Raw genomic sequence first — 26330 nt, 5'->3', positions numbered from 1 at the left:
CGGCTCCTACGGCACTGGCTGCAGGGATACAGAGAGACAGAGTTAACAGCAGAACAAGTATGGCGTTAACATAGGTCTGCTTTTTCATAATCAAGCCTCTTTTTTAGAGATAATTAATCCTTTCTATTTAATACAACTACGATCATAACCGCGAAGAGGACAATAAGGACAGGTAGTCCCGCTTTCGGCGTGCTCTCTGCAGTTTCACCCGCTTCAGGTGATTCCAGGGGCTCTGTTGTCGCTCCCGCCTGTACCGCTGTCGTCGTCGCAGCCGTCACGGCCGGTGTCGATCCGGTTTCCACCGCCTGCGGCGTTTCTCCCGGCGCGGCGGTCGTTGCCGGCGTGGGAGTCTGGGCCGGTGTGGAAGCAGGGCCCCCGCTCCCGGACGAGACGGAACTACCGCTCCCGGGCATGCTTCCGGGTGTGGTCGGTACCGGGGTGGGGGTGGTCCCGCCAAATGCCGGGTTGGTGAAAGGAATCGGATCTCCACGGCTGTTAGCCAGCTCCCGAACAGCGATCGCGATGGAGCCCGTCCCCTCGACCACCACGGACGCGACAGGGACATCACCCGTCGGACCGTCAGCAGAGATTCCGGCGATGATGGTCATTCCCTCGCCATTCCTGATGTTGCTGGCCACCAGGAAACCCGGAAGGCCTTCGACGGAGGTGACGGAGACATCAGGCCCGTACGAGAGGACGACATCAAAGGCGCCAAGGCCGATGCTGTCGTCGACGCCCGCGACGGTGAGTTGCCCGTCAGCGAGGCGCACTTCCGCTGCCTGTACCGCTGTGAACGATACGCACAGTAGCGCTACAAGAATGAGTGTGCGTGAAAAAATGGGTTTCAATCGGTTCACCTCAGGATTTAAGGTTGTAATACTCGTCGCGCGAACCCGTCACCTTCTGGAGGATGTACATCGCATCCGTGGACGTGATCATCTGCCTGTCGCGGGAATGAACGTCGACGTAGTCGTACGTGTCGAAACCAGCCCTGCTGCCGACGACGAACTGCAGAACGAACATCGCATCCGTAGAGGTGACCTCGCCGGTCCTCCGGGCTTTGCCTAACCTGCCGCCGTCAAACTCGATATCTATAGTGTTGCTGCCGGCCGTCGTGTTGTAGACGACCAGGGTGGCGTTCGTGGTCGAGTAAGTCCTCGTGAGAGGATTGTACTCGAACGTCCCGTTGATCAGCTCATACGGCGTCACAACGCCGTTCACCTTCACAACCGGGTTGTTCATCAGGTAACGCATCGGGAACTCGAGCGCAAGGCCGAGCTCGCCGCCGTTCCCGAGAACCGTCACGCTGTAGGTGGTGTTCTCGTTCCGGAGCGCGTTGAGCGGCTCGGGGGGTACCCGCGCCACGTCGGCGATGCTGCCGGCGCCTCCCTCCGAGAGGACCAGGGTCGGGTCGGCGAGGGACGACGGGAGCGTGACGTTGTAGATTCCCGTCGCACCGGGCGCGACCCGGGCCGCGGTGTGGATCGAGGGGTAGCCGGTGCTGTTCACGACGAGCGGGTAGGTCCCCTGAAGGACACTCGTGAAAGTGTGGCTCGATTTGTCGGCAACGCTGGTCGCACCGAGTGCGATACTGTCGGCGGTGACCGACGCACCGTTCTCATCGACGACGTTGACGGTGACGTTCCCCTTGCCCATGACCCGGATGGTCTCGCTCGCAAAGGTCACCTGCGTCTCGTCGTAGAGCGGCCGGATGCGGAGGTCCACATCAAGATCCCCGTGAGTCTTGGGGATTATCGTGAACCGGTAGGTCATCTCCACGTTCCTTACCCACCCGACGGATTGGATGAAGAGCGCGAGCTGGTCGCTGCTCGTCGTGCTGTTGAGGACTTCGAACGCCCCGGCAGTTCCGTTCTCAAAGATGGTCGACGCGTTATCGAAGCTGAACCCGGAGATCGGGACCTCGATCATCGGGGAGTATACATTCTTGCTCGACGTGACCGTGATCGTCAGATCCGCCTCCTCGCCGGCGACCATCGGGGTCGAGGTGATGCCGACGGTGTAGGGGTTCTCCTCCTCGAGATCGGCGAGCGTCCCGATATCCGTCGAGACCTGCAGGAGCCCGGCCTCTTCTTCGTCGTAGCCGAACGACTGGATCACCGGGTTTGACCGGATCGTGTTGTCGATCTCGCTCGTCGGGGCATACTGCGTGTGGTCGACGCTGACCAGGATCGGCCCGCTGCCGGCAGTGAGCGTGGCGGTGAGCAGGTGAGACTTCACCGTGGAGAACCCGTCGCCGAAGATGTCGCGCTTCAGGTTTCCGCCCGCCATCAGGACGTCCATCTGAGCAGGTGTGAGCGTGTAGGTCGTCCGGGGGTTGGTCGCGTCCACGCTGAAGGTGCCGATAGACGCCCCGTCGATGACGACATCGACCGTGCCGGTGGTAATGATGTTGGGCTGGCATTGGATCAGCGCATCGATGGCTACCTGAGTGGCCCAGGTGTATCCCCATCCTCCGCCGGTCTCGTACTGCTCGATGAGCCAGTTGACGCCGCTGCTGATCGTCGGGTTATCGGCGGTGAGCCCGGTCGCGTTCAGCGCGAGGACTGCGTAGCCGGTCGCTTCGGCATCCCGCCCTCCGTAATACCAGCCGTAGTAGCCGCCGACCGGCCAGGATCCGTCGGAGTTCTGGCTCGCGATCAGCCACTCCGCCGCAGCCGCCTTTGCATCAGCGATCTGCTGGTCGGTGACGTCGTCTGAGGGCAGCGCGAACGACTCAAGGCCCCAGAGGGCAAGCGCCGTCGCCATCGCCTGGTCGTCGCCGGTCGACCACGAACCGTCCGGCTTCTGTGTGTCGACGAAGTACCGCGTGGCGTTCCTCATGTTGTCTTCCATGTAGCCGCGGTGCTCGGCATCCAGCTCCACCGTCTGGTTGATCATGTCATGGATGAGCATGACGAACGCGGTGTTCGACTCCGGTGTCCACGAGTGGCAGACGTGAGCGCTCCACGTCCAGGTACCGCTGCTCGGGTTGTCCGGGTTGTCGTGGAACCACTGGATCAGTTTCTCGAAGTTTACGGTGCCGGAAGTGACCGTGCTGCCGTTTGAGATCTTCCCGTCAAGGAGCCGGTTTAAGTCCTCTTCGGGCATGTTGATTCGGGCGAGAGTGTAACTCGCGTAGGAACTCGACGACGACTCCGAGGGGTCGCCGCCCCAGAGGTTCCAGCCACCGTCGCTGTTCTGGCCGACCTCGCCGCCCCTGACAAGTTTCTGAACACCGCCGGAGATCGAGGAGTTTACATTCTCCCGGATGCTGTCCCAGTTCGTGGGTCTCTCCGCGCGGTCGAGGTAGTAGTTCTTCACGTTCAACGATGCCATCATCCGGCTCGTCGTCTGCTCGACGCACCCGTAGGGGTAGCCGACCAGGTAGTCGAGACCGGAGAGCGTGCGCCCGCGGGCGCCGGATTGGATGGTAAGTTTCGTTACGTTGTCGTAGGTGTTGTTGGTGTGGAGGGTGTTGAAGGTCAGTTCACCGGGAGTCCCGGTTACCGATGTGACATTGACGGACGAGACCTGGATCGAGGGGATCCAGATGAGTACGGTCGGGCAGTCGACTGAGTCGGCCTTGCCGTTCGCGGCGATATCGAACTTGATATCACCCGCAGCGATCCGGCCGGGCGTGTTCGACCGCATCCAGACACCGACGTAATTCCAGTCGTAGCCATACAGGTACCGGGTCTGGTTTCTCCCGCCGTCGACCTCGACATGGTCCGGGGCGGTGATGTTGAACCGGACGTTGCCCGGCTGGCTTGCCCTCACGTAGGCGCCCATGCTGAACCATGAGCCGGCGCTCGCCCTGCCGTCCCACGGGCCGTAGACGTAGCCGTCGGTGAACTCGAGGGTGTACTCCTTTGCGGTGATGGTCGTCGTGTAGTCCGTCGTTCCGGAGACGGGCTTATCGCTCGTCACGTTGATCCGGACGCTGTAAGTCCCGGGCGCTGCCGGAGTCCAGGCAAGCTCCCGCTGGAACCTGCCCCAGGCGGGAACGGTCTCACCGGGATAGAGCCAGGACTCGACCATGGCGCCGCTGCCGTCGACGATGCTGACGTTGACGTCGAGCGGGGACGTCACGGCACCCCGGCGGTTCACGACGGAGGCGGTGAGGCGGCTCTCGAGGCCGGTGATCACCTGGTTGGACGGCACGGCGATCCGGGCATCGACGACGTTGGTCTTCTCAGCCGTGATGGTGGCGTTGGTGATCGCAGCGACCGGGATCTCCTCGCCGGACGTGGAGTTCAGGAACCCGTAGTTGTTGACGGTGAGGGTGACCGGCGTCGAGGCGCCCGTGTCGTCGACCCCGACGAACCGCACCGCAAAGAGATCGGCTCCATCGGCTCCCCTGGTGATCCCGAGGGCGCTTATGCCCGCGATCCGGGCTCTCCCGCTCTGGGAGTTCACCATGATGCTGTCAACGTGGGGTCCCTTTATGATGCTGTCATCTACATTCGTTCCGTTGAGCCTGACGACCCGGGGGTCCCACTTCAGGTCGAAGTCGAACCCGCCCAGGTTGCTGACGTCCTTGACCCAGACGGTCAGGTCCACGGTCTCCCCGCTGGCGCAGGTGCTCTCCGCTGGATCCACCGAGAGCGTGGCAGCAGAGCAGACGCCGCAGAGGAGGGTGAGGAGCAGGATGCTCCATATCATATGTCTCATTTCATTTTCCTCCTTGTTCCCTCACTTGAGCCTGAAATACTCGTCCCTCAGGTCGACATTATACTGGGCGATGAACATCGCATCGCCGACCTCGATGGCACTGTTCCTGGTGACATCGGTCTGGAGGAACTTCGTCGTCCCGATAGCAGGCTTCGCATCGAGGCCGACGACCTCGCGGAGAACCTTCAGGGTGTCTGCCTGATCGACCTTCCCGTCACCGTTCGCGTCGCCGTAGAGCAGGAGATACGCATCGCCGCTCACGACTTCGGCCGGGATCACGAGGGTGTTCGCATCCCAGAGACCTGCAACCATGTTCAGGGCCGTCTCGTCACCGGTCTTACCGACGACGTTGAACCGGACGGTGGCAACGGTGACATTCCCGCTGACGCCGGATATTGCGGCGCCGTTGAACCTGACGCTCCCGCTTCCGATGTTCTTCGCCGTCAGAGGCAGCGCTCCGGGGATGACGTCCTGCACCGCAAGGACGGAGCCGTTGAAGGTGAGGTCTACCTGGTAGGCCGCAAGGTCGGAGACCTGGTTGACGGTGATCGGGAGGTCGTAGGTCGTGCCGGGCACCAGCACGAGGTTCCGGGGCAGCTCGATTTTGGTCGCCGGGTTGGTGTAGGAGCCGATCGTGGTGTTGACGCGGTTGTTTGTAAACGTCGTCTCGTAGTCGGTCGCTCCTGCACGGTTGACCTCGGCGTCGATCGTGTACTCGCCGGCGACAAGCGTCTGGTTCTGCCAGATCATCGTCGACTGTCCGGGCGCGAGCGCCGGGACCGCGACCGTCGCTTCCGGCTTGCCGGTGATGGTGTAGCAGAGGCTCGCCGCGTTGCTCCCGACCTCGCCGTGGTTCGTCACCCGGACTCCGATCGTGGTGATGCCTGCCGGCGTGGTGTATCTCGGCGCGAGGAACTCGACGGCCAGGTCAGGCGCGGTGATCCGGACAGGGTGCACGAGCCGGTTGTTCTGGTAGTTCAGCTCCGCGACCGCCCGGTTCGCGTTGACCTCGATCCCGACGTCGACGTCGAGGGGCAGCCGGTAGTCGCTCGTGTTGATACCGAAATCGCGTGCGTTGCGCGAGACCGTCGTCGTGAGGACAGACGCCTTCACACCCCTGGCGAGGCTGTTCGTGAAGTAGGTGCTCTCGCTGTGGGGCCCGACCTCGGCAGTGCAGGTCATCCTGTTGTTCGAGTCGTAGACGTAGTCCGCCGTCCCGATGTTGCTGATGAAGAGGGCGACGTTGGAGATGGTGATCTGGTCGTTCCGCTCGAGTTTCACGATCTGCGGCGCGGATATGTCCGGCACGAAGTCGGGGAGAGCCTCGGCGGTTAACCCCAGGTAGCCGTAGCCTGCCTGTACAAACTCACCATCGTGGTAGCAGGAGATCTCGTAGGAGACGCCCGATGCGTGAACGAGGGCCTCCCTCAGCGCCTGCTGACCGGCATTGGGCGCGGTGAAGGTCAGGGTTACCTTACCGGAGGCATCCGTGTAACCGTTCGCGATCACTGTGTAGGGGTCGGGGAAGTTGCGCGCCGCGAGAAGAATATTCTCGTTTCTCGGATCGGAGAAGGAGGACACGCCGTACGACTCACTCGACGCTGCGCCCAGCGCGAGCACGACGCGCGCACCGGCAATCGGCGCTCCGTCGCTGGTCGATGCGTTGAAGACGACCGGCACGGACGACCCGAGCAGGACGGAGTCAGGCATCGTGTAGGAAACGGACTTCTCCGGGCTACCGAACATGTAGTAGAGAGATTCGGAAGACTGGTCGTTCGGGTTGAGGAGACGATAGGAAGCCGCGTAATACTCTTTCGTCGCAGGAGTCACACGGATGGTCTTCGTGCCGGTGAAGTCCACCACAGTAGCCACTTCGGTTCCCGCGGAACCCTCCATCGACGCACCGGGTAGCCTGTTGAAGGTGAAAGCTCCCCTCTCGTGGATGAGCTCATCAGCAGGGCCGTAACTTGTCGCTTTCACATTGTACGCGTCGCCGTCACGGATAACGCTGATGTCGCGCATCTCGGAGTCCGGGTAAAGCGTCCCGGTGTGCGCAGATGCGGAGAATCTGTTGGCTATCAGTCCAGGGTTGACTGAGTAACCGTTGATCAGACTGAACGGGGTATGCCCCTTCCAGATACCCCGGGAGGCGGTGACGCCCGGCGAGATGAGGAGATACTCCATCATCGTTCTGTCAGTCGTATCAACGGTGAAGGTACAGGTACCATCCGGGCCGGTCACGCCGGTCTGGACACCGTCTTTGGTGTAAAGATAGACCGTCTTCCCGGGCGCGGCGCCGGATTCACTCGATTCATCGGACTCAACCGTCGCCGGGTCGTAGGTGTAGACGCAGGCAGTGATGGTGGCCTCATCGGCGGGGACCGATGCGTAGGCGCTCTGGTCCCAGACCGCCGGCCAGTCGTAGGTGGCGTAGACAAACGTCCGGGTCCCATTGTAGGAGTCCTCGTAGGCCGGAGGCGTGCTCCGGTGCATGAGCCAGGGTTCGAGCGTCCCGTAGACGAGAACCGTGACCGCCTCGCCGGGCGACTGGGCCATGGGCATGGCTTCATACGGAGCGACAAACCGGACGATGGCGATGTAGCCGTCTTCCGGCATCGTGAAGCTCATAAGCCCGATGCCGTTCGTCAGGCCGACGGAGCCCATGCGGGTCTCGGGCTTCATCCCGGCGACCTCGGCACGGAGCGCCTGCATATTGCCCAGTTCCGGCGTGGAAAGGGTCCGAGCGCCTGCCGACGAGAGCGAGAGTACCTCGGTCTCCGTCAACGTGGTGACATAGACGTCAAACTCCTGGCTCGCGGTCTTCCGCCCGTGGAACGACATGGCCATGATGCCAAGGTCGACCGTCTCTCCCGGCAGACAGATGGCGCGATTCGGGAAGGGCCGCACGTGCTGGCTGATGTCTTCCTGCTGGCTTACGTAGACGCTTCCCGCGTATCTTCCTCCAACCCAGATGTCGAGATCCGTCTCATCAAGCGGCCTCCCGGCAAGGTCAAGCGAGTACGCGATGACGCCGTTCACCGGGGTGAGCACCTCGTCGACGAGGGTATCACTGTCGTTCTCGACCGTAAAGGCGACATCCTCCACGTAGGGCGAGCCGTCGGCGGCGAGGAGCGGATACTTGATCTCAACGGTCGCGTTGCGGTCCACCCGGTAAGTCTCGCTAGTGTAGATGGGGACGATCGGTTCCGGCGTCACGGTCGGGGTCGGCGTGACCGAGTTCTTCCACACCGAGCCCTCCAGCTGGAGACTGCCACTGGCGATTCTGGTGTAGACAGACCTGCTGGTAGGGACGGTGGATATGTCCGCATTGTAGTAGGCGTACCCATACTCATCGGTCGTGAGCGTCTGGTTGTCAACATAGGCGCGGTAATACTGGAAATTGTAATACCCCTCGTACCATACGTTGAGCTCAACCTCTTCTCCCGCAAGGGGCTCCCCTGCGGTCGTGTTCCAGAGGACCGCCATGACCGGGAGGGTATTGCCCGTCACGCTGTAACCGAGGGATCCGCCGATGAGTTCGTGCTGGATCCCGTTCCACGGGAGAGCCTCACCAAGGCCGCCGGTGGTGTTCACCGCCTCATAGGCGTTGATCCTGCCTGCACCGTAGGCGTTGTTCTTCTGCATCACGGGCAGGATGGCCCCGTCCTCGCCGATGTGGACCGCCGTCTTCATCAGGGCGGCCTTCACCTCAGCGGGCGTAAGGGTCTCGTTGCCCGAGAGCATCAGCGCCGCCGCTCCGGCGACGGCCGGGCAGGCCATCGATGTGCCCTGTCCGGAGGCATACTGCCAGCCGGGGTACGCCGAGATGATCGCGACACCGGGCGCCATGACGTCGGGCTTGATGTACGGCGCTGCCCGGTTCACCGGCCCCATGCTGCTGAAGAACGCACGGTAGTCCATCAGGTAGTCGGTGGCGCCGACGGTGATGGCGTCTTTTGCGGTCCCCGGCGTGCCGATGGTGGCGGTACCAAACTCTCCATTGTTCCCGGCGGCGATCACGACGACGGTGCCTCCGGCGACCATGTTGTTGATAGCGGCATCAAGGATGGTCTCCCCGTTGGACTGATAGCACTCGGAGAGCCCGGCCTCCCGGATCGAGACCCCGGTCTCTCCGGTGTTCGTCACATTGAGCTTCCAGAAACCGTTCCAGCCTGCGGTGTTCGAGGCATAGGGCGCCTTGAAGTAGTAGCGGTTCGTATTCTGGTCGAAACCGAGCCAGTCGATCTCGGCGCCGCTGGCGATGTTGCCGTTACCATCCGTGATGGTGATGGTGAGGCTCTCCAGGGGGTTTGGATCATATCCGGCCGCAGTGGCGTAGTAATACTGGTCCTCAACCCGGACCGATCCGATCACGAACTGGGGCTCATAGAGGACACCGAAAACATCGTGCATCTGCGACGAGACATCGAGCGAAACAATCCGGCTCTCGCCCTCGGAGAGGTAGAAGCCACCCTCGTAGTTGTCGCGGGAGACGTAGGTCCCAAGGCTCATCGAGACGATGTCGGCCCCGTTGTCGACCGCCCACTGAGCGCCGCTGAGAATTGTGCTGAACGAGCCGGAACCTCCACTGCCGAGGACTTTTGCCCCGATCAGGTTCGCTCCAGGCGCGACGCCGAGGGCCACGTCGAACTGGCCGTCATAATTCTCGACCGTGACCGTGCCGCCTGCCGCCGTACCGGCGCAGTGGGTGCCGTGGCCGTGGTCGTCGTAGGCGGAGGTGTTGTCACCGTAGACGAAGTCGGCGAATTTGACGACACGGTCGCCGAACGCCGGGTGGTCGCCCTCGATACCTGTATCGACGATGGCGATCGTCACTCCTTCACCGATGGTCCCGTTCTTCCAGACGGACGGGGCCTCGATATAGTCCACGCTCCAGACCGTGGCGTACCCGTTCTCCGGCCGCGATATGGACTCGGGGCTGATCGTCGATGCAACCCCCGTGACCGGGTCGCTGAGCGTGACGGTCAGGTCCGGCTCGATGCGGCTGACCCCCGGGATCCTGGCAAGCTGATCAAGCGCTGCCGGATCGGCCTCCATCCAGATCGCGTTCGCGATCCAGTAGGACCGGGCGGTCTTTGCGGCCGCAGAGTCGACTGCTCCGACGGTCTGCAGCACCTGCGCCTGACGGCTCAGAGCGTTGGCTTTGAGCTCGCCAAAGGACGCAGGTTGCTTTGGCTGTTCGTTCAAGACCAGGAACACCGGTACCCGCTCCCCCGCCTGGACGGAGGGGGGGTCCCGTACGGTCCGGTCATCTCCCGGCAGGGCACTCGCGGTGCCCGCCAGGAACAGGACAATGAGCAGGATAATCAATCCCGCCACGAATTTCGACATTCTCATGCAGATCACCCAAAAACGATCAATGAGAAGATAAAACGATTATTCTGCATATAATAGTTTTGTTTCCAACACACATCCCAGAGATGAGAAATAAAAAATAATCAAATTTTGAGCGGGATTTTTAAATATTTACTCCATGTGAGCAGGATATCGAATAGATAAGATTATATTGAACGTCACTACGGCCGGATGGGGAAAAAGAAGCAGGAGTGAAGACTGAAGAGCTTTTCCCCCGATATTCTGCCGGGAAATTTCACAAACAGGGGAGGGCATGCCCCTCGCAGTCGCCGCGACGATCTCCTCTGCGCGGCCGACCGGGACTACAGCAACCCGAACCACGGGTCCCGGAGGCCGACGTTGTGCTGGGCGATGAAAAGAGCGTCGCCGACCTCGATCACGCCGTTCACGTCGACGTCCGTCTTCCGGAACCGATCGGTCCCGGCGGCAGGCTTCTCCCGGAGACCTACGACCTCCTGGAGGACGACGAGGGTATCGGCCTGGTTGACCGCGCCGTCCTCGTTCGCGTCCCCGAAGAGGACCGGGGTGACCCTGACGTAACCGGGTCTCGTGACGGTCGCGAGCCCGCCGTCCACCGAGAGCGAGACGGTGTAGTTGCCGGGGAGGGTGTAGGTATGCACCGGATGCTGCTCTACGGAAGTGCCGCCGTCACCGAACGACCAGTGCCAGGATGATGGATTCTCTGCGGAGGTGTCGGTGAACCGGACGGTGAGCGGGATGGTGCCGGCGGTCACGTTCGCGGAGATGGTCGCTTTCCCGCCGGCGGCCGCAAGATCGAGGCGGACGGAAGTGCCAGGGGTGTAGACCGCCGTCCCGGCGGGCATACCGTTCACGAGGAAGACGATCGCCTTCCCGGCATCGCCGTCCTCCCCGCCGACGATCAGACGCGTATCGAAGAGGCTATCCCCGCCGTAGGCCCCGGCAGCCGCCGTGGCGAGCGACCCGCAGTCGCGGTCGTCGATCCTTGCTGTGACGACGGTCCCCGCCGGCGCCGGGCTCCCGTCGATCGTGACCGTGCCCCAGAACTCCGCGGGAAGGAGGGGAACGGCTGAGGCGGGGCCGGCAAGGGCGAAGAGGAGAAGTACCATGAGGATCCATCTCACCCGTATCACCCGACCTTCAGCACAACAAGCGTGATATCGTCGAACTGCGGCCGGTCGCCGGCAAAGGCGGTGACGTCCTCCACGATCGCCTCGATCATCTCCCGTGCCTGGCGGTCGAGCAGTCCCGGGATGAACGCTTTGAGCCGCTCCATACCGTACTCCTCGTCGCGCTCGTTCGTGGCCTCGTTCACCCCGTCGGTGTAGAAGACCACCGTGTCGCCGGGGTTCAGCCGGAGTTCCACGAGTTCGAGCTCGATATCGTCGAAGATCCCGAGGGCGATCCCCTTCCCCTGGAGGAGTTCCGCCTCGCTCGATCCCGCCCTGAAGAGGAGGGGAGGATTGTGGCCTGCGTTCACGTAGGTGAAGGTCCCCTTCCGGGTATCGAGGATACCGTAGAAGAGGGTGACGAACATGCAGGTCTTTGAATCCATGCAGATGTAGCGGTTCGCCTCCAGGATCGACCTGACCGGATCGGAGCTCTCCGACGCGCTCGCCCGGACGAGGGTGCGGGAGAGGGCCATGAAGAGTGCGGCGGGAACGCCCTTCCCCGATACGTCGGCGATCTCGACGCCCCAGCAACCTTCGCCGGCAGGGATGTAGTCGAAGAAGTCCCCGCCCACCTCCCGGGCAGGCAGGTTGAAGCCTGCGAGGTCGAACCCGGGAAGCACCGGCGCCGACTCGGGCAGGATGCTCTGCTGGATCTCCTTCGCGATCTCAAGCTCCTTTGCGATCCGCTCCTTCTCCGCGGTCGTCCGACGGAGATCCTCGACGTGTCCTCTCAGATCGGCCGTCATCCGGTTGAAGGAGTGGGCAAGCTCCTCGAACTCGTCCCCGGTCGCCACCTCCACCCGGTGATCGAGGTCGCCCCGGCCGATGGCCTCGGAACCCTTCTGCAGTTCCTCGATGGGCCGGGTGAAGTGCCGGGTGACGGCGAGGGTCAGGAGGGCGACGACGGCGAGCAGGCCGAGGAACGCCCCGGTGAAGATGGTCTTCATTGCGTCCTGTTGACTGCCGATATGCGCGGCGGTATCCTCCGAGGCCTGGAAGATGCTCGATCGGGTCTTCTCTATCGGCGCGAGCACCTCGTCGACCGGCATCACGACACCGACGCTCCAGTTCACGCTCCGGACGGGGGCATACGCGATGAACCGCTCGCCGTCGTCAAACCTGATCCTGGCGACCCCCGTCTCCCCCGCGGTCATCTTTTCGGCGACCGAAGCGAGATCCGGGTTCTCGCTCGAAAGCAGGTTCTCGGCGACGAACGACGCGTCCCACCGCAGGTCGCCCGAGGTGAGGCCGGGCCGGCTGATGACGTTTCCATGCTGGTCGATCAGCATCGCGTAGCCCCGGTCGCCCACCTGGGTCCCGATGATCTGCTGGTTGATCGTCTCGACCGTGACGTCCGCACCGACCACCCAGACCCAGCCCTTCTCCGGATGGTAGACCGGCCGCGAGCAGGTCACCATCAGGCCGTGCCCGATGAGATCGACATACGGCTCGGACCAGACGAGACCCCCGGTCTCGACTGCCTGCGAAAACCAGCTCCTGAGCCGGAGGTCGCATGCAGGATCGAGCCCGGTCGTCCAGGGGTAAATCATCGCCATCCCCGAACCCGTCCCGACGTAGACATTCGCCAGGTGCCGGTTCGTTGCGGAGACGGGGATGAAGATGTCGTTCATCGTCCCGGCGGCGTCCCGCTCCTCGCTAAGGCGCCCGGCATCGATGCCGGGCGAGAGGAAGAGGAGGGAGGTTGCGCGCCGGTCTGCCGGCTCTTCGTCCTGCAGGTAGAAGTGCCGCGGCCGGACCATGGACGGGTTCTCCATGATGGTCGCCGCGTACCGCTCCATGATCTCAAGATCCCCGCTCACCTGCTCAAAGACGATATTGCTGATGTAAGCCTGGTTCTGCGCAAGCCGGAGAAGCGACTCCTCGGCGTTGCGCTCGAGCGCGGCGGTGCTGTCGTTCATCGCGCGGGCTCCGAGATCGGTGCTCCGGTCCAGGGCGTAGCGGCCGACATCGTCCATCTGCACGAAGGCAAGAGACCCGGCGAGGAGGAGGGCGACCGTCGAGAGACCCAGGAATACGAGGAGGAACTTGGTCCTGACCGGGATCCGGATCCGGGGGCGCTCGGGCTCACTCTCGCTCATCATTAAGATTGTTCCGAGAGAGAAGATAAGGCATACTGGATCGAATTCGCCTTCTCTGCCCCGCAGGCCGATGTTGGGGTGCTACCAGCTCCGAAACAGAAGTCGGACGGGAGCAGGGAGCGATTCCGGCACCCACCCAGACTTATACCACACCCCATGATCTCACCGGCACGGCCGGTCAGGCGGGACGACTCTGACCCCCGGACGATGGCGGCAGAAGAGAACCACTTCGCCGACCCGCCTCAGGCCCGCCCGGTACCGCCGCCGCCCGCCGCCCGGAGCACAAAGGAGAACGCCGCCCCCTCATCCGGGCGGCCCGGTACGCGGTCCCCGACCCAGATCCTGCCGCCGTAGCGGTCGATGAGGATCCGCACAAGGTAGAGGCCGAGGCCCTCGCCCACGCCACGCTGCCTCATCTCGTAGCGATGGAAGATCTCCTCTTTCCGGGCGTCCGGAACACCCCGGCCGGTATCCGCGACCGTCACGCGGAGGTATCCCCCATCTGCGGCCTCAACACGGATGAATACCTCAACTCCGGGCCCACCGTGCTTCACGGCGTTGCCGATCAGGTTCGTGAAGACCTCGCAGAGAAGGTCGTCGGCAAGAACCTGCCGGGTAATCCCCTCGTAGCGGATGGGGAGAGCCGGGAAATGGGCGATCTCCTCCCTGATGACGGCGTCGAGGTCAACCGGCCGGATGTCGGGCGTTCCGCTATGGATCCGCCGGATCTTCGATACGATGCCGAGGATCTCGATGCTTTTAGCGATGCTCTTCTTCAGGCTCGCCGCATAACAGGCCGCCTCCCCGTCCAGGGAGTCGATGAGAAGATCGGCGTAGAGGTTCGAGACGTTCTCGGTGTTCCCGATATCGTGGGTCAGGATGTCCAGGTAGAGGTTCGCCTCCCGGTGAGCGGACTCGAGATCGCGGTGAATCCGGACGAGTTCCTCCTCCGCCGACTTCTTGGTGGTGACGTCGCGGACGATGCCGCCCCGGTAGAGCGGTCGTCCGTTCGGATCGCGGATGACCGTGAGGTGATCCGCAAGCCAGCGGTACTCACCGTTCTTCGTCAGGAACCGGTACTCGAGAAGTCCCCGCCCCGATGCGGCCGCGTTGATGATCTCCGCTTCGACCGACAGGCGGTCGTCGGGGTGAATGCGGCCCAGGATCTCCTCGATGCTCATCGAGGCCATCTCCTCCGGGGTAAAACCGAGGATCTGCTCGATGACCGGGCTCATGTAATCATAACGGTCTTTCTGGAGGTTGTACCGGTAAGCCGCGTCGAGCGAGTTCTCCAGTACCGCCCGGAACCTCTCCTCACTCTCGCGCAGGGCGTCTTCAGCCCGCTTGCGCTCGGAGTCGTCGTATGTGTAGCACTGGATCTCAACCAGCGCACCGTCCGCGTCGAAGCGCCCGACCACGTTCTCGACGACGTGGATAGACGTGCCGTCCCGGCGTTTCCGGATCCGGCCCTGGTTCTCCACCTTTCCCTCCCTTCTGAGGTGGACAAGGAGCAGATCCCGGTCGGCGGGGTCCTCGTAGAGGTCCCGGATGCTGGTGTTCAGAGCCTCTTCTACGGAGGCAAACCCGAACATCCTGACGAACGCAGGGTTGCAGGCGAGGATCCGGCCGTCCACCGTGGTGACGAAGTCCCCCGTGAGATCGGCCTCGAAGAACCGCCGGTAACGCTCCTCGCTCTCCTGCAGGGCGTCTTTGAGGGACTGCAGCGTGGCGTTCTCGGCCCGGAGCGCCCGGTTCTCGGCCTGGAGGGCTGCCATACGTTCATCGACCGGCTGCTCACCCGTTGCATGGGTCTCCTTCCCGCCCTCTCCCGCTCCGGCTGTACACGGAGCCCGCATCCCCTCGGAACGTGCCGTCATCTGGTATCACACGACGATCCCGCTTCGTTCTCAGATGGAGTCCACCCGGGCCGTATTAATGTTACCTCTCTCACAGGGAGTGGCACAGGGTTCCGGGCCCGCGGCCGGGCGCGTGCTGCACTCCTGCACGGGTGACGCGGGTCAGACTCTTATTGTCGTACAACCCACGTGATTTACGTTGCAGCCCGGAGGAGATGCGTATGAGGTCTGAGGAAATCAACGGCAACATCTTCTACAACGGCGACTGCATCCGCGGGGCAAGGAAGTATATCCCCGACGACTCGGTCGACCTGATCGTCACCGATCCCCCGTACGGCATCAACGGCGACCGGTTGCACCAGCACTACAACCGGGACGAGACGTTCGTCGTCGAGGGTTACGTCGAGGTCCCCGCGGCCGGGTACGGTGAGTTCAGCCGGAGGTGGATCCGGGAGGCCGAGCGGATCCTCCGGCCCGGCGGGTCGATCTACATCGTATCGGGCTACACGAACCTCTACCACATACTCCATGCCCTGCGGCAGACGGGGCTCCGCGAGGTCAACCATATCATCTGGAAGTACAACTTCGGCGTCTACACCAGCAGGAAATACGTCTCCTCCCACTATCATATCCTCTTTTATGAAAAGCCGGGCGACAGGAGGACGTTCAACCTGGAATCGAGGTACGGGATCGGGGAGAAGGGGCCGGACAACGGGTCGCCCAACTACCGGGACCGCGAGGACGTCTGGAACATCAACCGCGAGTACAAACCGGGGAAGACGAAGAACAAGAACGAACTCCCGACCGATCTGCTCGTCAAGATGATCCAGTATAGCAGCAACGAGGGCGACCTGGTCTGCGATATGTTTCTCGGCGGGTTCTCGACCGCCCGGGTGGCGGTCGGCCTCGACCGCAGGGCGACCGGGTTTGAGGTGTCGGACCGGGTCTTTGATCTGAAGGTTGCGGAGTTGCGCGGTCTCGGGCAGGGGTGGCTGCTGCCGTCACTGAGGGCCCCGCAGATTGCGGGACATAAGAACCGGGGCAGGACCTGGACCGGCGACGAGGTTGAAGCCCTGGTCTCCCGGTTCGCCCTGCTCACCGCGTCCGGGACGACGAAGAAACGTGCCATCGAGGTGCTGGAGAGCGAACTCGGCAGGGGCCGGTGGTCTATCCGGAAGATGCTTGTGAAGCAGGGCATCATCGCCCGCCGCGGGAAGGGCGGTGGCGATTCGTAAAGCCTTCCAAAACACATTTTTGCCGATACCGCAAAGTATTGACGCCGGATGGAAGAGACCGATGCCACCAGTCACCGCACGACCGTTTCTTAAGTGGGCAGGCGGCAAGGCGCAGCTGCTCGATGCGTTCGCAAAGAGAGCTCCCCGCGAACTCGCCGGAGGAGGCCTGCCGGTCTTCGTCGAGCCGTTCATGGGCGGCGGCGCGGTCTACTTTCACTTCAACAGCGTCTTCAGGTTCAGGGAGTGCCACCTCTTCGACATCAACGAGGAGCTGGTCCTCGCCTACAGCGTCGTGAAGAACGACGTTGCCGGCCTCATCGACTGTCTGCGCGAGATCTCCGACGATTTCCTCTCCCAGGACGGCGCCGGGCGCAGGGAATATTATTACGCCACCCGGGATGCGTTCAACTGCGAGAGAGAGACCATCGACTTCGGAAGGTACGGCGCGGACTGGGTGGAGCGGGCCGCCCGGTTCATCTTCCTCAACAGGACGTGCTTCAACGGCCTTTACCGGGTCAACTCACGAGGCGGGTTCAACGTCCCGTTCGGCAGATATGGGAACCCCAGGATCCTGCACGAGGACCTGCTCCGGGCCGATGCCGAACTGATGCGGAACACGACGGTCCACCTCGGCGACTTCATGCAGTCGGAGCCCTACATCTCAAAAGAGACCTTCGTCTACTTCGATCCCCCCTACCGCCCCCTGAACCGGACGTCGTCGTTCACGCAGTACGCGAAGGAAGGGTTTACCGATGTGGAGCAGCGCCGCCTTGCGGCTTTCTACGCGCGGTGCGATGCCGCGGGGGCGAGGCTGATGCTGAGCAACTCCGATCCGAGGAACGCCGATCCCGATGACGCGTTCTTCGACAACCTCTATTCCGGATACCATGTTGACAGGGTTCCGGCGAAGAGGATGATCAACTGCGACGGGGCGAAACGTGGGGCGATCCACGAGATTATCGTCACGAACTACGACCCGCACAACCATAGAGAGCGATAGCGCCCGGACGCCGGGCGGTCCCAAAAGTATAAGGTGTCAGGAAGGATATCCGGGACCATGCCATTCCGGGAGATCGACGATGCCCTCTGGGCGATCCTCCAGAGGCACCTCCCGCCCCAGAAACCGCACATCGGCCGGCCGCGGCGGGACCCCCGCCACCTCTTCAACGGGGTCTTGTATGTCCTCTCTACCGGGTGCGCCTGGAGCGACGTGCCGGCGGAGTACGGGACGAAGTCGACGGTGCACCGCTACCATCTCGAGCTCTGCGAGCGGGGGACCTACCAGGCGATATTCCTCGACCTTATCCGGTCGGGCTACGAGTTCCGGAAGGGGAAACCGGTCAGGCCTGCCGCGGGGGCGATCCGGACCGTCGTTCGGTAACAGTTACGCCTGATCCTGGAACGCTCCCGCCACCACGACGAAGAGGTCGTTTCGGGGCGCCGGGGGCATCGCCGCCGTCCCGACGGCGATCCGCTCCTCCGGGTAGCCGAGGTTCTCGCAGACGGCAAGCCGGGCCTCCGGGGGGAGGGCGGCCGCGAGTTCCCCGACATCGAAGGCCGGATCGGCGATGAGGAAGACCACCCGGCCCCGGAGGACCTCCTCCCGGGCCGCGGCGACCGCCGGGGCGTGGTCCTTCCCGTGGGCCGAGACAACCGCCGCCCGCGTCAGCGGGATCTTTAAACGGGCGAAGGCGACCTGGAGGGAGGAGATGCCGGGAACGACCTCGCCGGGAAGGTAGCCGAGACCCGCAAGCATCGGATCCCCCGTCGAGAGGACGACCGCGTGGGCCGGGAGAGACCGGAGGCCGCGGTAATCCGCGATCTCGCGGACCTCGCACCCGGGGGGGATGACGTCGCGGACGAGCGCGATCGCACGGGCCGAGCCGTAGACGAGGGTTGCCTCCCGGACGGCAGCGATCGCCTCCTCTGTCAGCATCCCCGGTCCGCAACCGACGCCGACGATCTTCACGGCGACTCCGCGATGATCCGGCCGCCGCGATCGACGATCACGACCCGGACGCCCGGGTGGAGAGCCCGGAACGCAGCAAGTTCCCGGCAGGCGATCCCCTTCCAGAGCACCGTCGCCGAGAGTTCCTCCACCGTCGCGCACCCGGTCCCGTCGAGGACGTCGGGGTTGATGAACTTCAGGACCAGGCCGGGGAGGCCGCAGATCACCGTATCCTCGCCGGCAACCCGGAGCGCTTCTGCCAGGTTGTTCCCGACCAGGATCGCCTCCCGTTCGGGGAAGAGGAGCCGCGAGTAGCGCAGCCCGAGCCGGCCGGTCGTCAGGACGGCCCTTCCGGCCGCCCGGCCGACCCGCTCGAGCACCCCTTCCGTCATGTGGTCGTCCCAGGGTTCCACGAACCCGGTCGTGCCGAGGACGGAGATCCCGCCATGGATCCCTACTCTCGGGTTCAGGGTCTTCTGCGCCACCTCCGGCCCCCGCGGGACCGTCAGGATGACCGTCGTCCCGCAGAGTTCGGCCTCCTCCACCGCCTCGTCGATCGAGCGCAGGATGCACTCGAGCGCCTGCTCGCCGATCGCCGCCGTCCCCTGGCGGTGGCGGGGGGTGTCGCGGGCGAAACTCCCGATCCCCTCGCCGGGGACGAACTGGACTCCTCCCGATAGGGAGGGAACCGCCATCGCGACGAACTCAAGCCCCGCGGTCACGTCCGAGGGGTAGTCGCCGGCATCCTTCCAGCACGACGCCCGGCCCCGGTAGCCGTCCACCGGGACTGTGACGGTGATGCCGCAGGGGAGGGTGACCTTCACCTCGCTGACGGTATCGAAAGTGAGCGAGAGGACCGCCGCCTTGCAGGCTGCGGCCGCCGTCGTCCCGGTCGTGAACCCCCGGCGGAGGACGGACCCGGACGCCGTCAGGACCGCGAGCCCGCGCCGGACGTCCTCGAGAAGGGCCGGCGAACGGCAGGCCGCCGTCCACGCCGCGGGATACTCGAAATCAGTAACCGGGTCCCGCATGACCGGCACGCTCGGCACGGATCGTGATGATCTCGTTGATCGCCGCCACCGCGATCGGCGTCCCACCCCGGGTCCCGACGTTCGAGACCGAGGGGATGTCGATGGCGCGGAGGGCGTCCTTCGACTCCGCAGCGTTCACGAACCCGACCGGGGTCCCGACGACCAGGGCCGGCCGGACCCCCTCGCGGATCATATCGCAGACGACGAGGAGCGCCGACGGGGCGTTCCCGATCACCACGATGGCGCCCTCTATTTGGTCGCGCAGGGCGAAGAACCCGGCCGACGTCCGGGTGATCCCGCGGGCCAGGGCGATATCCTCCCCGTAGTCGAGGGCGCAGACGACCTCGCTTGCATGGCCGCGTTTCAGGATGCCCGTCTGCACCATCCGGATATCGGTGATGATCGGCGCCTGCCGCTCGAGCGCGGCGAGCCCCGCATCGACCGGGCTGCCTGCAAACCGCATCAGGTCGGCCATCGAAAAATCGCCGACCGCGATCGAGCACCGCTGCCGGATCCGGTCTTCGGCGGTGGCGTTCCCCACCTGCTCGCGGGCCAGGTTCCGGCTCGTGCTCGCGATCGCGTAGGCCTCCGGGGTGACCGCCGCAAGATCAGTATACGTATTTCCGGTGGTATCCCCGGGGCGTGATGATTCCTCTCCCATCAGTCTCACTCCTCAAGATCCTGGTCTCTTCTCCGCCGACAAAGACGATCGAGTGCATGTCTACGAAGGCAAAGTGGTCTTCAAACTCCCCAAGCGTCGTTACCAGCCGGTCCTCCCCCTCCCGGTAGGCGTTCCTGACCACGCCGACCGGCGTCGTGTCGGGGAGATGGCGGCGGGCGATCCCGATCGCCGTATCCAGATTGTGCGGCCTCCCCCTTGACCTGGGGTTGTAGAGGACGACCGGGACCCGCATCCGGAACGCGAGGTCGAGCCTCCGCTCGATCTCCTCCCAGGGGGTCAGGAGGTCCGAGAGGCTCATCGTGACGTAGTCGCCCGAGAGCGGCGAGCCGAGGAGCGCCGCCGCCGAGACCGCCGCCGTGATGCCGGGGATTACCTGGATAGGGACGTTCGTGCCGGATCGCTCCGCCACCTCGAGCACGATGCTCGCCATCCCGTAGACCCCGGCATCCCCGCCGCTCACCATCGCGACGACACGATCCTCCGCGAGGGCGAGCGCCTTTGCCGCCCGGTCGACCTCACGGCCCATGCTGCTCCGGATAACCTCTTTTCCGGCGAGCAGGGGCTCGACCAGGTCGAGATAGAACCCGTTGCCGATGACGCAATCGGCCTCGCCGAGGGCTTTGAGCGCCTTAGGCGTCATCTGCAGCAGGTTGCCGGGGCCGGTCCCGACGATATACAGTCTTCCTCTACTATCGTGCGATTGCAACGGTAACACTCCCATAGGTCTCTTTCGCGAGCACCAGCTCTCTCCGCTTCGAGGCCGCGAGGGCCGCGGGTTCGGCGACCCCGGCGAGCCCGATCAGGGAGGCTCGCGAGGGGGTGGGGGCCGCCTCTGCGTTCAATGTTTCGTCGTCAAAGAAGACAAGGTTGCCGCCGAGATCCGTAACGGCAGCAAGGAGGCCGGCCTCCCCGCGCTTCTTTCTCGTCGTCGCGTAGACGAGGACCTCGCCGGGGGCGATCCCGGCTTGCTCCAGCGCCTGCCGGACGGCGCCGACCACGTCGCCGGCCGCGACGCCCTTCCGGCACCCGACCCCGACGACGTACTCGCCCTTCCGGACGAGGAGCGAGACCCCCGGGCCCGCGACGACGATCCCGGGACCGGTGATCGCGTAGAGGGGCACGTCGGCATCGAGGACCGCGGCGTTCACCGCACGGGTGGAGTCGCGGTTCACGATATCGCACCCGGTCCGGGCGGCGATCCCCTCGACCGATTCCCGGCCGCGGGTCTCGGTCGCGGTCGTGATCACCGGTTCGATCCCGAGACGGGCGAGGTCCCGGGCGAGTTCGTTTGCGCCGTGGTGCCCCCCGACCACCGGGACGGCGTAGCGGAGGTCCGGGCCGACCACCACGACAGCCGGGTCCCGCCATTTGTCGGCGAGGAGCGGGGCGATCCCCCGCACGGCGATCCCGGCCGACATCAGGGCGACGATCCGGCCGTAGCGGCTGAACGCCTCACGGAACGCATCAGGGCCGTAGGGGATGACCGCGGCGCCGAGCGCATCGGCGATACGGCGGGCGTCGGGGAGGAACCGGTCGAGCGCGACAACGACGGTCCCGGTCATGAGTAGAGGACCGACCTCCCGAACCCTGAGGCCGCTCCCTCGACCGCCTTCCCGATCACGATCAGCGCCGTCCGCTCGATCCCGGCAGCACGAGCCTTCTCTGCGATATCCGCCACCGTCCCCCGGACGACCTTCTGGTCGGGCCAGGAAGCGTGGTAGACGACCGCCGCCGGGGTCTCGGGTGGGCACTCCACCCGGGCGAGGACCTCCTCCATCAGCTCGGTGCCGAGGAAGACCACCATCGTCTGGCCGAGCCGCGAGAACTCGGGGATCAGATCGCGTTCAAGCGTCGCCCCTGCCGGGCGGGTGACGATCAGGCTCTCGGAGACGTCGCGGAGCGTGAACTGGGTCTTGAGGGCCGCAGCCGCCGCAAAGAGCGACGAGACGCCGGGGACGATCTCGGCCTCGATCCCGCGCCGGTCGAGCTCCGCCATCTGCTCGACGATCGCGCCGTAGAGGGCCGGGTCGCCCGAGTGGAGCCGGACGACGAGTTTTCCGGCCCGGACGTTTTCCTCAATCGCGCCGACGATCTCGGGAAGCGCCATCTTCCAGCTGTCGAGTTTTATGCCCGCGCCGGACTCCTCGACGAGCGCTGGGTTCACGAGCGACCCGGCGTAGATGAGGACGTCCGCCCGCCGGAGGAGGTCCATCCCCCGGACGGTGATGAGATCGGGCGCTCCCGGCCCGGCGCCCACGATGTAGAACTTATGCACGGGACCGCCTCGCAAAGAGGATCGAGAAGTAGTCGCTCTCCTCGGGAAGGTCGTCATCCCGGTAGACCCGCTGCTCCGGCATGAACATCCGCTCCACGAGGACGAACTCCGAGTAGCCCTCTCCCTTGAGGTCGGCCGCAAGCGCCGCGGGCTTCCTCACCTTCATGAAGATCCTTGATTCCGGCCCGTTCCCGTCCGAGACGAAGAATCCGCCTGCCACCGGGACGTTTGCCACCGAGGCGAACGCGGTGATCGAACTGATACCCGGCTCGGTCGCAAACGTGATCTCCGGGTAGCGGGCGGCGATCACCTCGCAGAGCCGCGAGAATGTCGAGTAGAAGTTCGGGTCCCCGATGATCCCAAAGACCGCAAGGCCGTTCAAGGCGCACGGCGCGATCCGGTCGGCGTTCTCTTCGAGGCATCTTCTGATGTAGGCCTCGTCGTTCGTCATCGGGAACCTGAGGACCGTGGCGTCGGGCCGGTAGGGCCGCACCAGGTCGTAGGCCATGTTTCCGGGGACGAAGACCGCCGTTGCCTCGGCGAGAAGCCTGACCGCACGAAGGGTCAGGAGTTCCGGGTCGCCGGGGCCGAGCCCCACGCCTACGAGCATCCGGCACCCCCGACGATGACGTAGACCGGGTTGATGGGCTTGAACATCATCCCGCCGGCGATGCCGGCTGACCGGGAGACCTGGAGGTGGACGGCCTCGACGAAGATGCCGAGACGCTGCATACTTGCTATCGCCTCATGAAGCGTCCCGACCATCACCGCGTTCACGACGATCCTTCCCTGCACCTTCCCGGCGAGGAGGTCGAGGACCTCCGGCAGGCGGCGGGACCCCCCGACGAAAGCGGCGTCGAGCCGGTCGATATCGCGGAGAACGTCCACCGCGTCGCCCTCGAAGAACTCGATGTTTCCGGCACCGGCGGCGGCCGCCTCCTGCCTGGCGCAGGCGATCGCCTCCGGCCGGCGGTCGATCGCGTAGACCCGTTCCGCCGTCCGTGCAGCGGCGACGGCGACCTTCCCGGTCCCGCACCCGACGTCGGCCACCCGGTCGCCCGGGCGAATGCCGAGTTTTGCGAGCGATACGGCCATGACCTCGTCCTGCGTAGGTCCACCCTTCAGTCCCATGGCATCCCCATTTCCCAGATAAATTTGTGCTAACTCCTATTTAATAGACCAGTGGGGCGCTCCCCCTCCCCCCGGGACAGGAAGAGACGGATATCGCGGAGAACGGGAACATAAAGGTTTTTGCGATGACAACAACAACATGAGTACAATGCTCAGGATAAACCGAGACAAGTGCGGATACTGCGGCACCTGCGTCGCAGTCTGCCCCGAGGACGCGCTCGAGCTGATCGACGCCTACCTCAGCCTTGAGCGGGAGTGCATCGCCTGCGGCATCTGCGCACGGGCCTGCCCGCTCGGGGCACTGGAGGTCGTCCATGAAGAGTAACTACGATATCCTCGTCATCGGGGGCGGCCCCGCCGGCGCCCTTGCAGCGAAGACGGCGGCCGAGGCAGGGAACTCGGTCTGCCTCGTCGAGAAGCGTCCCGCCATCGGCACGCCTGTCCGGTGCGCGGAAGGGATCGGCAAAGAACTCTTGAAGGAATTCATCAAGCCCGACCCCTGCTGGATATCCGCCGATATCGAGAGTGCCAGGATCATCGCTCCGAACGGCACCGCCATCAAACTCGATCAGGCCCGGGCCGGAAACGAGGTCGGTTACGTCCTCGACCGGAAGGTCTTTGACCGGGAACTTGTCTGGCAGGCCGCCGAGGCCGGGGCGGACGTGATCGTCAAGACCCGGGCGACCGCGCCGATCATGGAGAACGGAGCGGTCAAAGGCGCGAAGATCCTCTCGTGCGGGAATCCGGCAGAGATCCGGGCCGAGGTGGTCATCGCCGCCGACGGCACGGAAGCGCAGTTCGCCCGGTGGGCCGGGCTCGACACCACCGTCCCCCTCCGGGAGATGATGAGCTGCGCCCAGTATGTGATGACCGATATCGATATCAACGCGGGCTCGACGGACTTCTACCTGGGTAACGAGATCGCGCCCGAAGGCTACCTCTGGGTCTTCCCGAAGGGCGACCGGACGGCGAACGTCGGGATCGGCATCACCGGGAGAAAGAGCCGCGACGGTGCCCGGGCAAAGGACTACCTGGATAAGTTCGTCGCAAAGAACTTCCCGAACGGGAAGACGATCGAGCTGATCGCGGGCGGGGTTCCTGTCTGCCGGCCGCTCCCCTGTACGGTCGCTGACGGCCTTCTCGTCGCCGGCGACGCGGCCAGGGTCGTCGACCCCATCACCGGCGGCGGGATCGGCAACGCCCTGTATACCGGACGGCTCGCCGCCCGGGTGGCCTCGAAGTGCATCGAGGCGGGCAACTGCTCGAAGGAGGCCATGATGCCCTACGACACGGAGTGGCGTGCATCAAAGATGGGTGCGACGATCGAGCGGAACTACAAGGTCAAAGAGTACTTCATCACGCTCGACGATAAGAAACTCAACACCCTCGCAGACTCGATCGCAAGCATCAGTTTCAGTGAGTTCTCGGTCGCGGCACTCATCAAAGAACTGATCAAGCGGAACCCGAAGATGCTCCTTGAGCTCAAAGCGCTCAGGGACACGCTAGCCTGAGCGGATCAGCTGCTTGTTGAGCGTCTTTAAGGTCTCCGTCTCAGCCTCTTTTTTTGTGAAGACCGTGATGACGTCACCGGGCCGGATACGGACGGTGCCGCTCGGGATGATGAGGTCGCCGCCCGCACGCCGGATGGCGATGAAGACGAAGTCACGGACGTCGAGGTCGCGGATCTCGTGGTCGATGATGGGCGCACCCTCCTCAGCGACGATCTCGAAGATGGTGCCGCCGGGGATCGAGGCGACCTGCTGGAGATTCGGGCTCTTTGCCCAGTAGTAGAGCCGGGTCGCCACCAGTTCGTCAGGGTTCTCGCTGATCCTCACCCCGACCTCGTTGAAGAGGTCCGAGTGCTCCTTCTGGTTGACGATCGAGACGACGTTGCCGACGTCGTAGCGCTTCGCGAGCCAGCAGGTCATCAGGTTCACGGCGTCGTCGCTCGTGGTGGCGACCAGGGCGTCCGCCCGGTCGATCCCCGCATCCTCAAGAACCGATTTGTCAGTCGCGTTCCCGGTGATGGCGAGGACGTCGTAGTGCTCTAAGATGTCGCTTGCGCGCTCTTCGTCCTGGTCGATCACCACCACGGAGTCTCCGGCATTTACGGCGATCGCAGTCAGGTTCCGGCCGATTCCGCCAAGGCCGACGATGATGGTGTACATCCATCTGGATTCAATCGTCGGCATTGAAATACCTTGCGAATCAACCAGAAAATGTGATCTGCGGGGTGGACGAAGCGGGGAAGGGCTCGGTCCTCGGTCCGATGGTGGTTGCCGCCGTCGGGTGCCGGGCGGTTGAGGACCTTGCGGCCCTCCCCATCAAGGACTCGAAGGTCCTCCGGCCGAAGCAGCGCGAGGAGATCTACGGGGTCCTCTTCAAGGAGTTCTCGATAGCCGTCGTCACCATCGACGCCGCCGGAATCGACGATTGCCGGACCCGGATGAGCATGAACGAGTGCGTGGCCGAACTCCACGCCGAGGCGCTCATGGGGCTCCGCCCCGAGCAGGCCTACCTCGATGCCTGCGACGTCAACGCGGAACGCTACGGCCGGACGGTCGCAGGACATCTCGACTTCCCCTGCGATATCGTCGCCGAGCACCGCGCGGACGCCCGCCACAAGATCGTCGGCGCGGCAAGCATCGTCGCCAAGGTCACCCGCGACCGGGCGATTTGGGAACTCAGCCAGCAGTATGGGAAGATCGGGAGCGGTTACCCCTCCGACCCGGTCACGATCGAGTTCCTCCGGTCCTACATCCGCGAGTACGGGAGCCCGCCCCCCTGCGCCCGCCGGAGCTGGAAGACGGTGACGAACCTTTCCCAGACGACGATACGGGATTTTTCATAACCCGGAAGCATTTATGCCTCCCGC

At 64.1% G+C, this 26330-nt stretch carries 21 protein-coding genes; 6 read left to right on the top strand and 15 right to left on the bottom strand.

The window, feature by feature from the left end; translation table 11 throughout:
* Window positions 1-113: 113 nt before the first annotated feature.
* The 6 genes from F8E02_RS05695 to F8E02_RS05670 form a co-directional block, all read right to left on the bottom strand.
* The gene (locus F8E02_RS05695) at window positions 114-848 is read right to left on the bottom strand and encodes a hypothetical protein (protein WP_317064517.1); all 735 of its coding nucleotides are present in this window, start codon (window positions 846-848) and stop codon (window positions 114-116) included.
* A 10-nt stretch (window positions 849-858) separates the two neighbouring features.
* Window positions 859-4671, bottom strand: coding sequence for a hypothetical protein (locus F8E02_RS05690; protein ID WP_317064516.1), 3813 nt, complete (start codon window positions 4669-4671; stop codon window positions 859-861).
* 21 nt (window positions 4672-4692) lie between these two features.
* On the bottom strand, window positions 4693-10029 hold the full coding sequence (locus F8E02_RS05685) for a S8 family serine peptidase (protein WP_317064515.1): 5337 nt from the start codon (window positions 10027-10029) through the stop codon (window positions 4693-4695).
* Between the two features lie 320 nt (window positions 10030-10349).
* Window positions 10350-11135: a PKD domain-containing protein gene (locus F8E02_RS05680; protein WP_317064514.1), complete on the bottom strand. Its 786-nt coding sequence runs from the start codon at window positions 11133-11135 to the stop codon at window positions 10350-10352.
* Window positions 11136-11155: 20 nt separating this feature from the next.
* A complete protein-coding gene (locus F8E02_RS05675) occupies window positions 11156-13297 on the bottom strand; it encodes a SpoIIE family protein phosphatase (protein ID WP_317064513.1) in 2142 nt (713 codons plus the stop codon).
* 242 nt (window positions 13298-13539) lie between these two features.
* Window positions 13540-15174: a PAS domain S-box protein gene (locus F8E02_RS05670; RefSeq protein ID WP_317064512.1), complete on the bottom strand. Its 1635-nt coding sequence runs from the start codon at window positions 15172-15174 to the stop codon at window positions 13540-13542.
* A 200-nt stretch (window positions 15175-15374) separates the two neighbouring features.
* On the opposite strand from F8E02_RS05670, the gene F8E02_RS05665 reads away from it, so the two are divergent.
* From F8E02_RS05665 to F8E02_RS05655, 3 genes are all read left to right on the top strand, one after another.
* Window positions 15375-16388: a DNA-methyltransferase gene (locus tag F8E02_RS05665; protein ID WP_317064511.1), complete on the top strand. Its 1014-nt coding sequence runs from the start codon at window positions 15375-15377 to the stop codon at window positions 16386-16388.
* Between the two features lie 61 nt (window positions 16389-16449).
* Entirely contained in the window at window positions 16450-17388 is a 939-nt protein-coding gene (locus F8E02_RS05660; protein ID WP_317064510.1) for a DNA adenine methylase, read from the top strand.
* A 57-nt stretch (window positions 17389-17445) separates the two neighbouring features.
* Window positions 17446-17769: a transposase gene (locus tag F8E02_RS05655; RefSeq protein ID WP_317064509.1), complete on the top strand. Its 324-nt coding sequence runs from the start codon at window positions 17446-17448 to the stop codon at window positions 17767-17769.
* Between the two features lie 3 nt (window positions 17770-17772).
* Here F8E02_RS05655 and F8E02_RS05650 read toward each other — a convergent pair whose 3' ends face one another.
* From F8E02_RS05650 to cbiT, 8 genes are read right to left on the bottom strand one after another with little or no spacing between them, the layout of a single operon-like run.
* Window positions 17773-18357, bottom strand: coding sequence for a cobalt-precorrin-7 (C(5))-methyltransferase (locus F8E02_RS05650; RefSeq protein ID WP_317064508.1), 585 nt, complete (start codon window positions 18355-18357; stop codon window positions 17773-17775).
* Window positions 18354-19367 carry a cobalt-precorrin-5B (C(1))-methyltransferase gene (locus F8E02_RS05645; protein WP_317064507.1) on the bottom strand — a complete coding sequence of 338 codons (1014 nt, stop codon included), beginning with the start codon at window positions 19365-19367 and terminating at the stop codon, window positions 18354-18356. Before F8E02_RS05645 ends, F8E02_RS05650 begins: the two co-directional genes overlap by 4 nt.
* Window positions 19348-20028 carry a precorrin-8X methylmutase gene (locus F8E02_RS05640; RefSeq protein ID WP_317064506.1) on the bottom strand — a complete coding sequence of 227 codons (681 nt, stop codon included), beginning with the start codon at window positions 20026-20028 and terminating at the stop codon, window positions 19348-19350. Before F8E02_RS05640 ends, F8E02_RS05645 begins: the two co-directional genes overlap by 20 nt.
* A complete protein-coding gene (cobJ, locus tag F8E02_RS05635) occupies window positions 19976-20770 on the bottom strand; it encodes a precorrin-3B C(17)-methyltransferase (RefSeq protein ID WP_317064505.1) in 795 nt (264 codons plus the stop codon). Before cobJ ends, F8E02_RS05640 begins: the two co-directional genes overlap by 53 nt.
* A complete protein-coding gene (gene cbiG, locus F8E02_RS05630; protein ID WP_317064504.1) occupies window positions 20739-21611 on the bottom strand; it encodes a cobalt-precorrin 5A hydrolase in 873 nt (290 codons plus the stop codon). Before cbiG ends, cobJ begins: the two co-directional genes overlap by 32 nt.
* On the bottom strand, window positions 21608-22324 hold the full coding sequence (locus F8E02_RS05625) for a cobalt-precorrin-4/precorrin-4 C(11)-methyltransferase (protein WP_317064503.1): 717 nt from the start codon (window positions 22322-22324) through the stop codon (window positions 21608-21610). Before F8E02_RS05625 ends, cbiG begins: the two co-directional genes overlap by 4 nt.
* Window positions 22317-22934, bottom strand: a complete 618-nt coding sequence (locus F8E02_RS05620; protein WP_317064502.1) for a cobalt-factor II C(20)-methyltransferase — start codon at window positions 22932-22934, stop codon at window positions 22317-22319. The genes F8E02_RS05625 and F8E02_RS05620 overlap by 8 nt, the downstream gene beginning before the upstream one ends.
* Window positions 22925-23455 carry a precorrin-6Y C5,15-methyltransferase (decarboxylating) subunit CbiT gene (gene cbiT / locus F8E02_RS05615; RefSeq protein ID WP_317064501.1) on the bottom strand — a complete coding sequence of 177 codons (531 nt, stop codon included), beginning with the start codon at window positions 23453-23455 and terminating at the stop codon, window positions 22925-22927. Before cbiT ends, F8E02_RS05620 begins: the two co-directional genes overlap by 10 nt.
* Before the next feature lie 148 nt (window positions 23456-23603).
* Between cbiT and F8E02_RS05610 the strand changes: the two genes are divergently transcribed.
* Together F8E02_RS05610 and F8E02_RS05605 are read left to right on the top strand one after the other, a co-directional pair.
* Complete coding sequence (locus F8E02_RS05610) at window positions 23604-23780, top strand: 4Fe-4S binding protein (RefSeq protein ID WP_048104707.1); 177 nt, start codon at window positions 23604-23606, stop codon at window positions 23778-23780.
* A complete protein-coding gene (locus F8E02_RS05605) occupies window positions 23770-24966 on the top strand; it encodes an NAD(P)/FAD-dependent oxidoreductase (RefSeq protein WP_317064500.1) in 1197 nt (398 codons plus the stop codon). Before F8E02_RS05610 ends, F8E02_RS05605 begins: the two co-directional genes overlap by 11 nt.
* Here F8E02_RS05605 and F8E02_RS05600 read toward each other — a convergent pair.
* Window positions 24958-25623, bottom strand: a complete 666-nt coding sequence (locus tag F8E02_RS05600; protein ID WP_317065156.1) for a potassium channel family protein — start codon at window positions 25621-25623, stop codon at window positions 24958-24960. The genes F8E02_RS05605 and F8E02_RS05600 overlap by 9 nt on opposite strands.
* Window positions 25624-25676: 53 nt before the next feature.
* On the opposite strand from F8E02_RS05600, the gene rnhB reads away from it, so the two are divergent.
* Complete coding sequence (rnhB, locus tag F8E02_RS05595; protein ID WP_317064499.1) at window positions 25677-26306, top strand: ribonuclease HII; 630 nt, start codon at window positions 25677-25679, stop codon at window positions 26304-26306.
* Window positions 26307-26330: the final 24 nt, after the last annotated feature.

The sequence above is a fragment of the Methanoculleus caldifontis genome, from assembly GCF_032842345.1.
Classification (GTDB): domain Archaea; phylum Halobacteriota; class Methanomicrobia; order Methanomicrobiales; family Methanoculleaceae; genus Methanoculleus; species Methanoculleus caldifontis.
Note: the sequence above shows the minus strand (reverse complement) of the source record. Positions and strands in the feature narration are given on the sequence as shown.

Bases quoted from the DNA above. Each gene is read 5' to 3' on its own strand.
- F8E02_RS05690 (WP_317064516.1), bottom strand. From the start codon at position 4,671: ATGAGACATATGATATGGAGCATCCTGCTCCTCACCCTCCTCTGCGGC.
- F8E02_RS05685 (WP_317064515.1), bottom strand. From the start codon at position 10,029: ATGAGAATGTCGAAATTCGTGGCGGGATTGATTATCCTGCTCATTGTC.
- F8E02_RS05680 (WP_317064514.1), bottom strand. From the start codon at position 11,135: ATGGTACTTCTCCTCTTCGCCCTTGCCGGCCCCGCCTCAGCCGTTCCC.
- F8E02_RS05675 (WP_317064513.1), bottom strand. From the start codon at position 13,297: ATGAGCGAGAGTGAGCCCGAGCGCCCCCGGATCCGGATCCCGGTCAGG.
- F8E02_RS05670 (WP_317064512.1), bottom strand. From the start codon at position 15,174: ATGACGGCACGTTCCGAGGGGATGCGGGCTCCGTGTACAGCCGGAGCG.
- F8E02_RS05665 (WP_317064511.1), top strand. From the start codon at position 15,375: ATGAGGTCTGAGGAAATCAACGGCAACATCTTCTACAACGGCGACTGC.
- F8E02_RS05660 (WP_317064510.1), top strand. From the start codon at position 16,450: ATGCCACCAGTCACCGCACGACCGTTTCTTAAGTGGGCAGGCGGCAAG.
- F8E02_RS05655 (WP_317064509.1), top strand. From the start codon at position 17,446: ATGCCATTCCGGGAGATCGACGATGCCCTCTGGGCGATCCTCCAGAGG.
- F8E02_RS05645 (WP_317064507.1), bottom strand. From the start codon at position 19,367: ATGCGGGACCCGGTTACTGATTTCGAGTATCCCGCGGCGTGGACGGCG.
- F8E02_RS05640 (WP_317064506.1), bottom strand. From the start codon at position 20,028: ATGGGAGAGGAATCATCACGCCCCGGGGATACCACCGGAAATACGTAT.
- cobJ (WP_317064505.1), bottom strand. From the start codon at position 20,770: ATGGGAGTGTTACCGTTGCAATCGCACGATAGTAGAGGAAGACTGTAT.
- cbiG (WP_317064504.1), bottom strand. From the start codon at position 21,611: ATGACCGGGACCGTCGTTGTCGCGCTCGACCGGTTCCTCCCCGACGCC.
- F8E02_RS05620 (WP_317064502.1), bottom strand. From the start codon at position 22,934: ATGCTCGTAGGCGTGGGGCTCGGCCCCGGCGACCCGGAACTCCTGACC.
- cbiT (WP_317064501.1), bottom strand. From the start codon at position 23,455: ATGGGACTGAAGGGTGGACCTACGCAGGACGAGGTCATGGCCGTATCG.
- F8E02_RS05610 (WP_048104707.1), top strand. From the start codon at position 23,604: ATGCTCAGGATAAACCGAGACAAGTGCGGATACTGCGGCACCTGCGTC.
- F8E02_RS05605 (WP_317064500.1), top strand. From the start codon at position 23,770: ATGAAGAGTAACTACGATATCCTCGTCATCGGGGGCGGCCCCGCCGGC.
- F8E02_RS05600 (WP_317065156.1), bottom strand. From the start codon at position 25,623: ATGTACACCATCATCGTCGGCCTTGGCGGAATCGGCCGGAACCTGACT.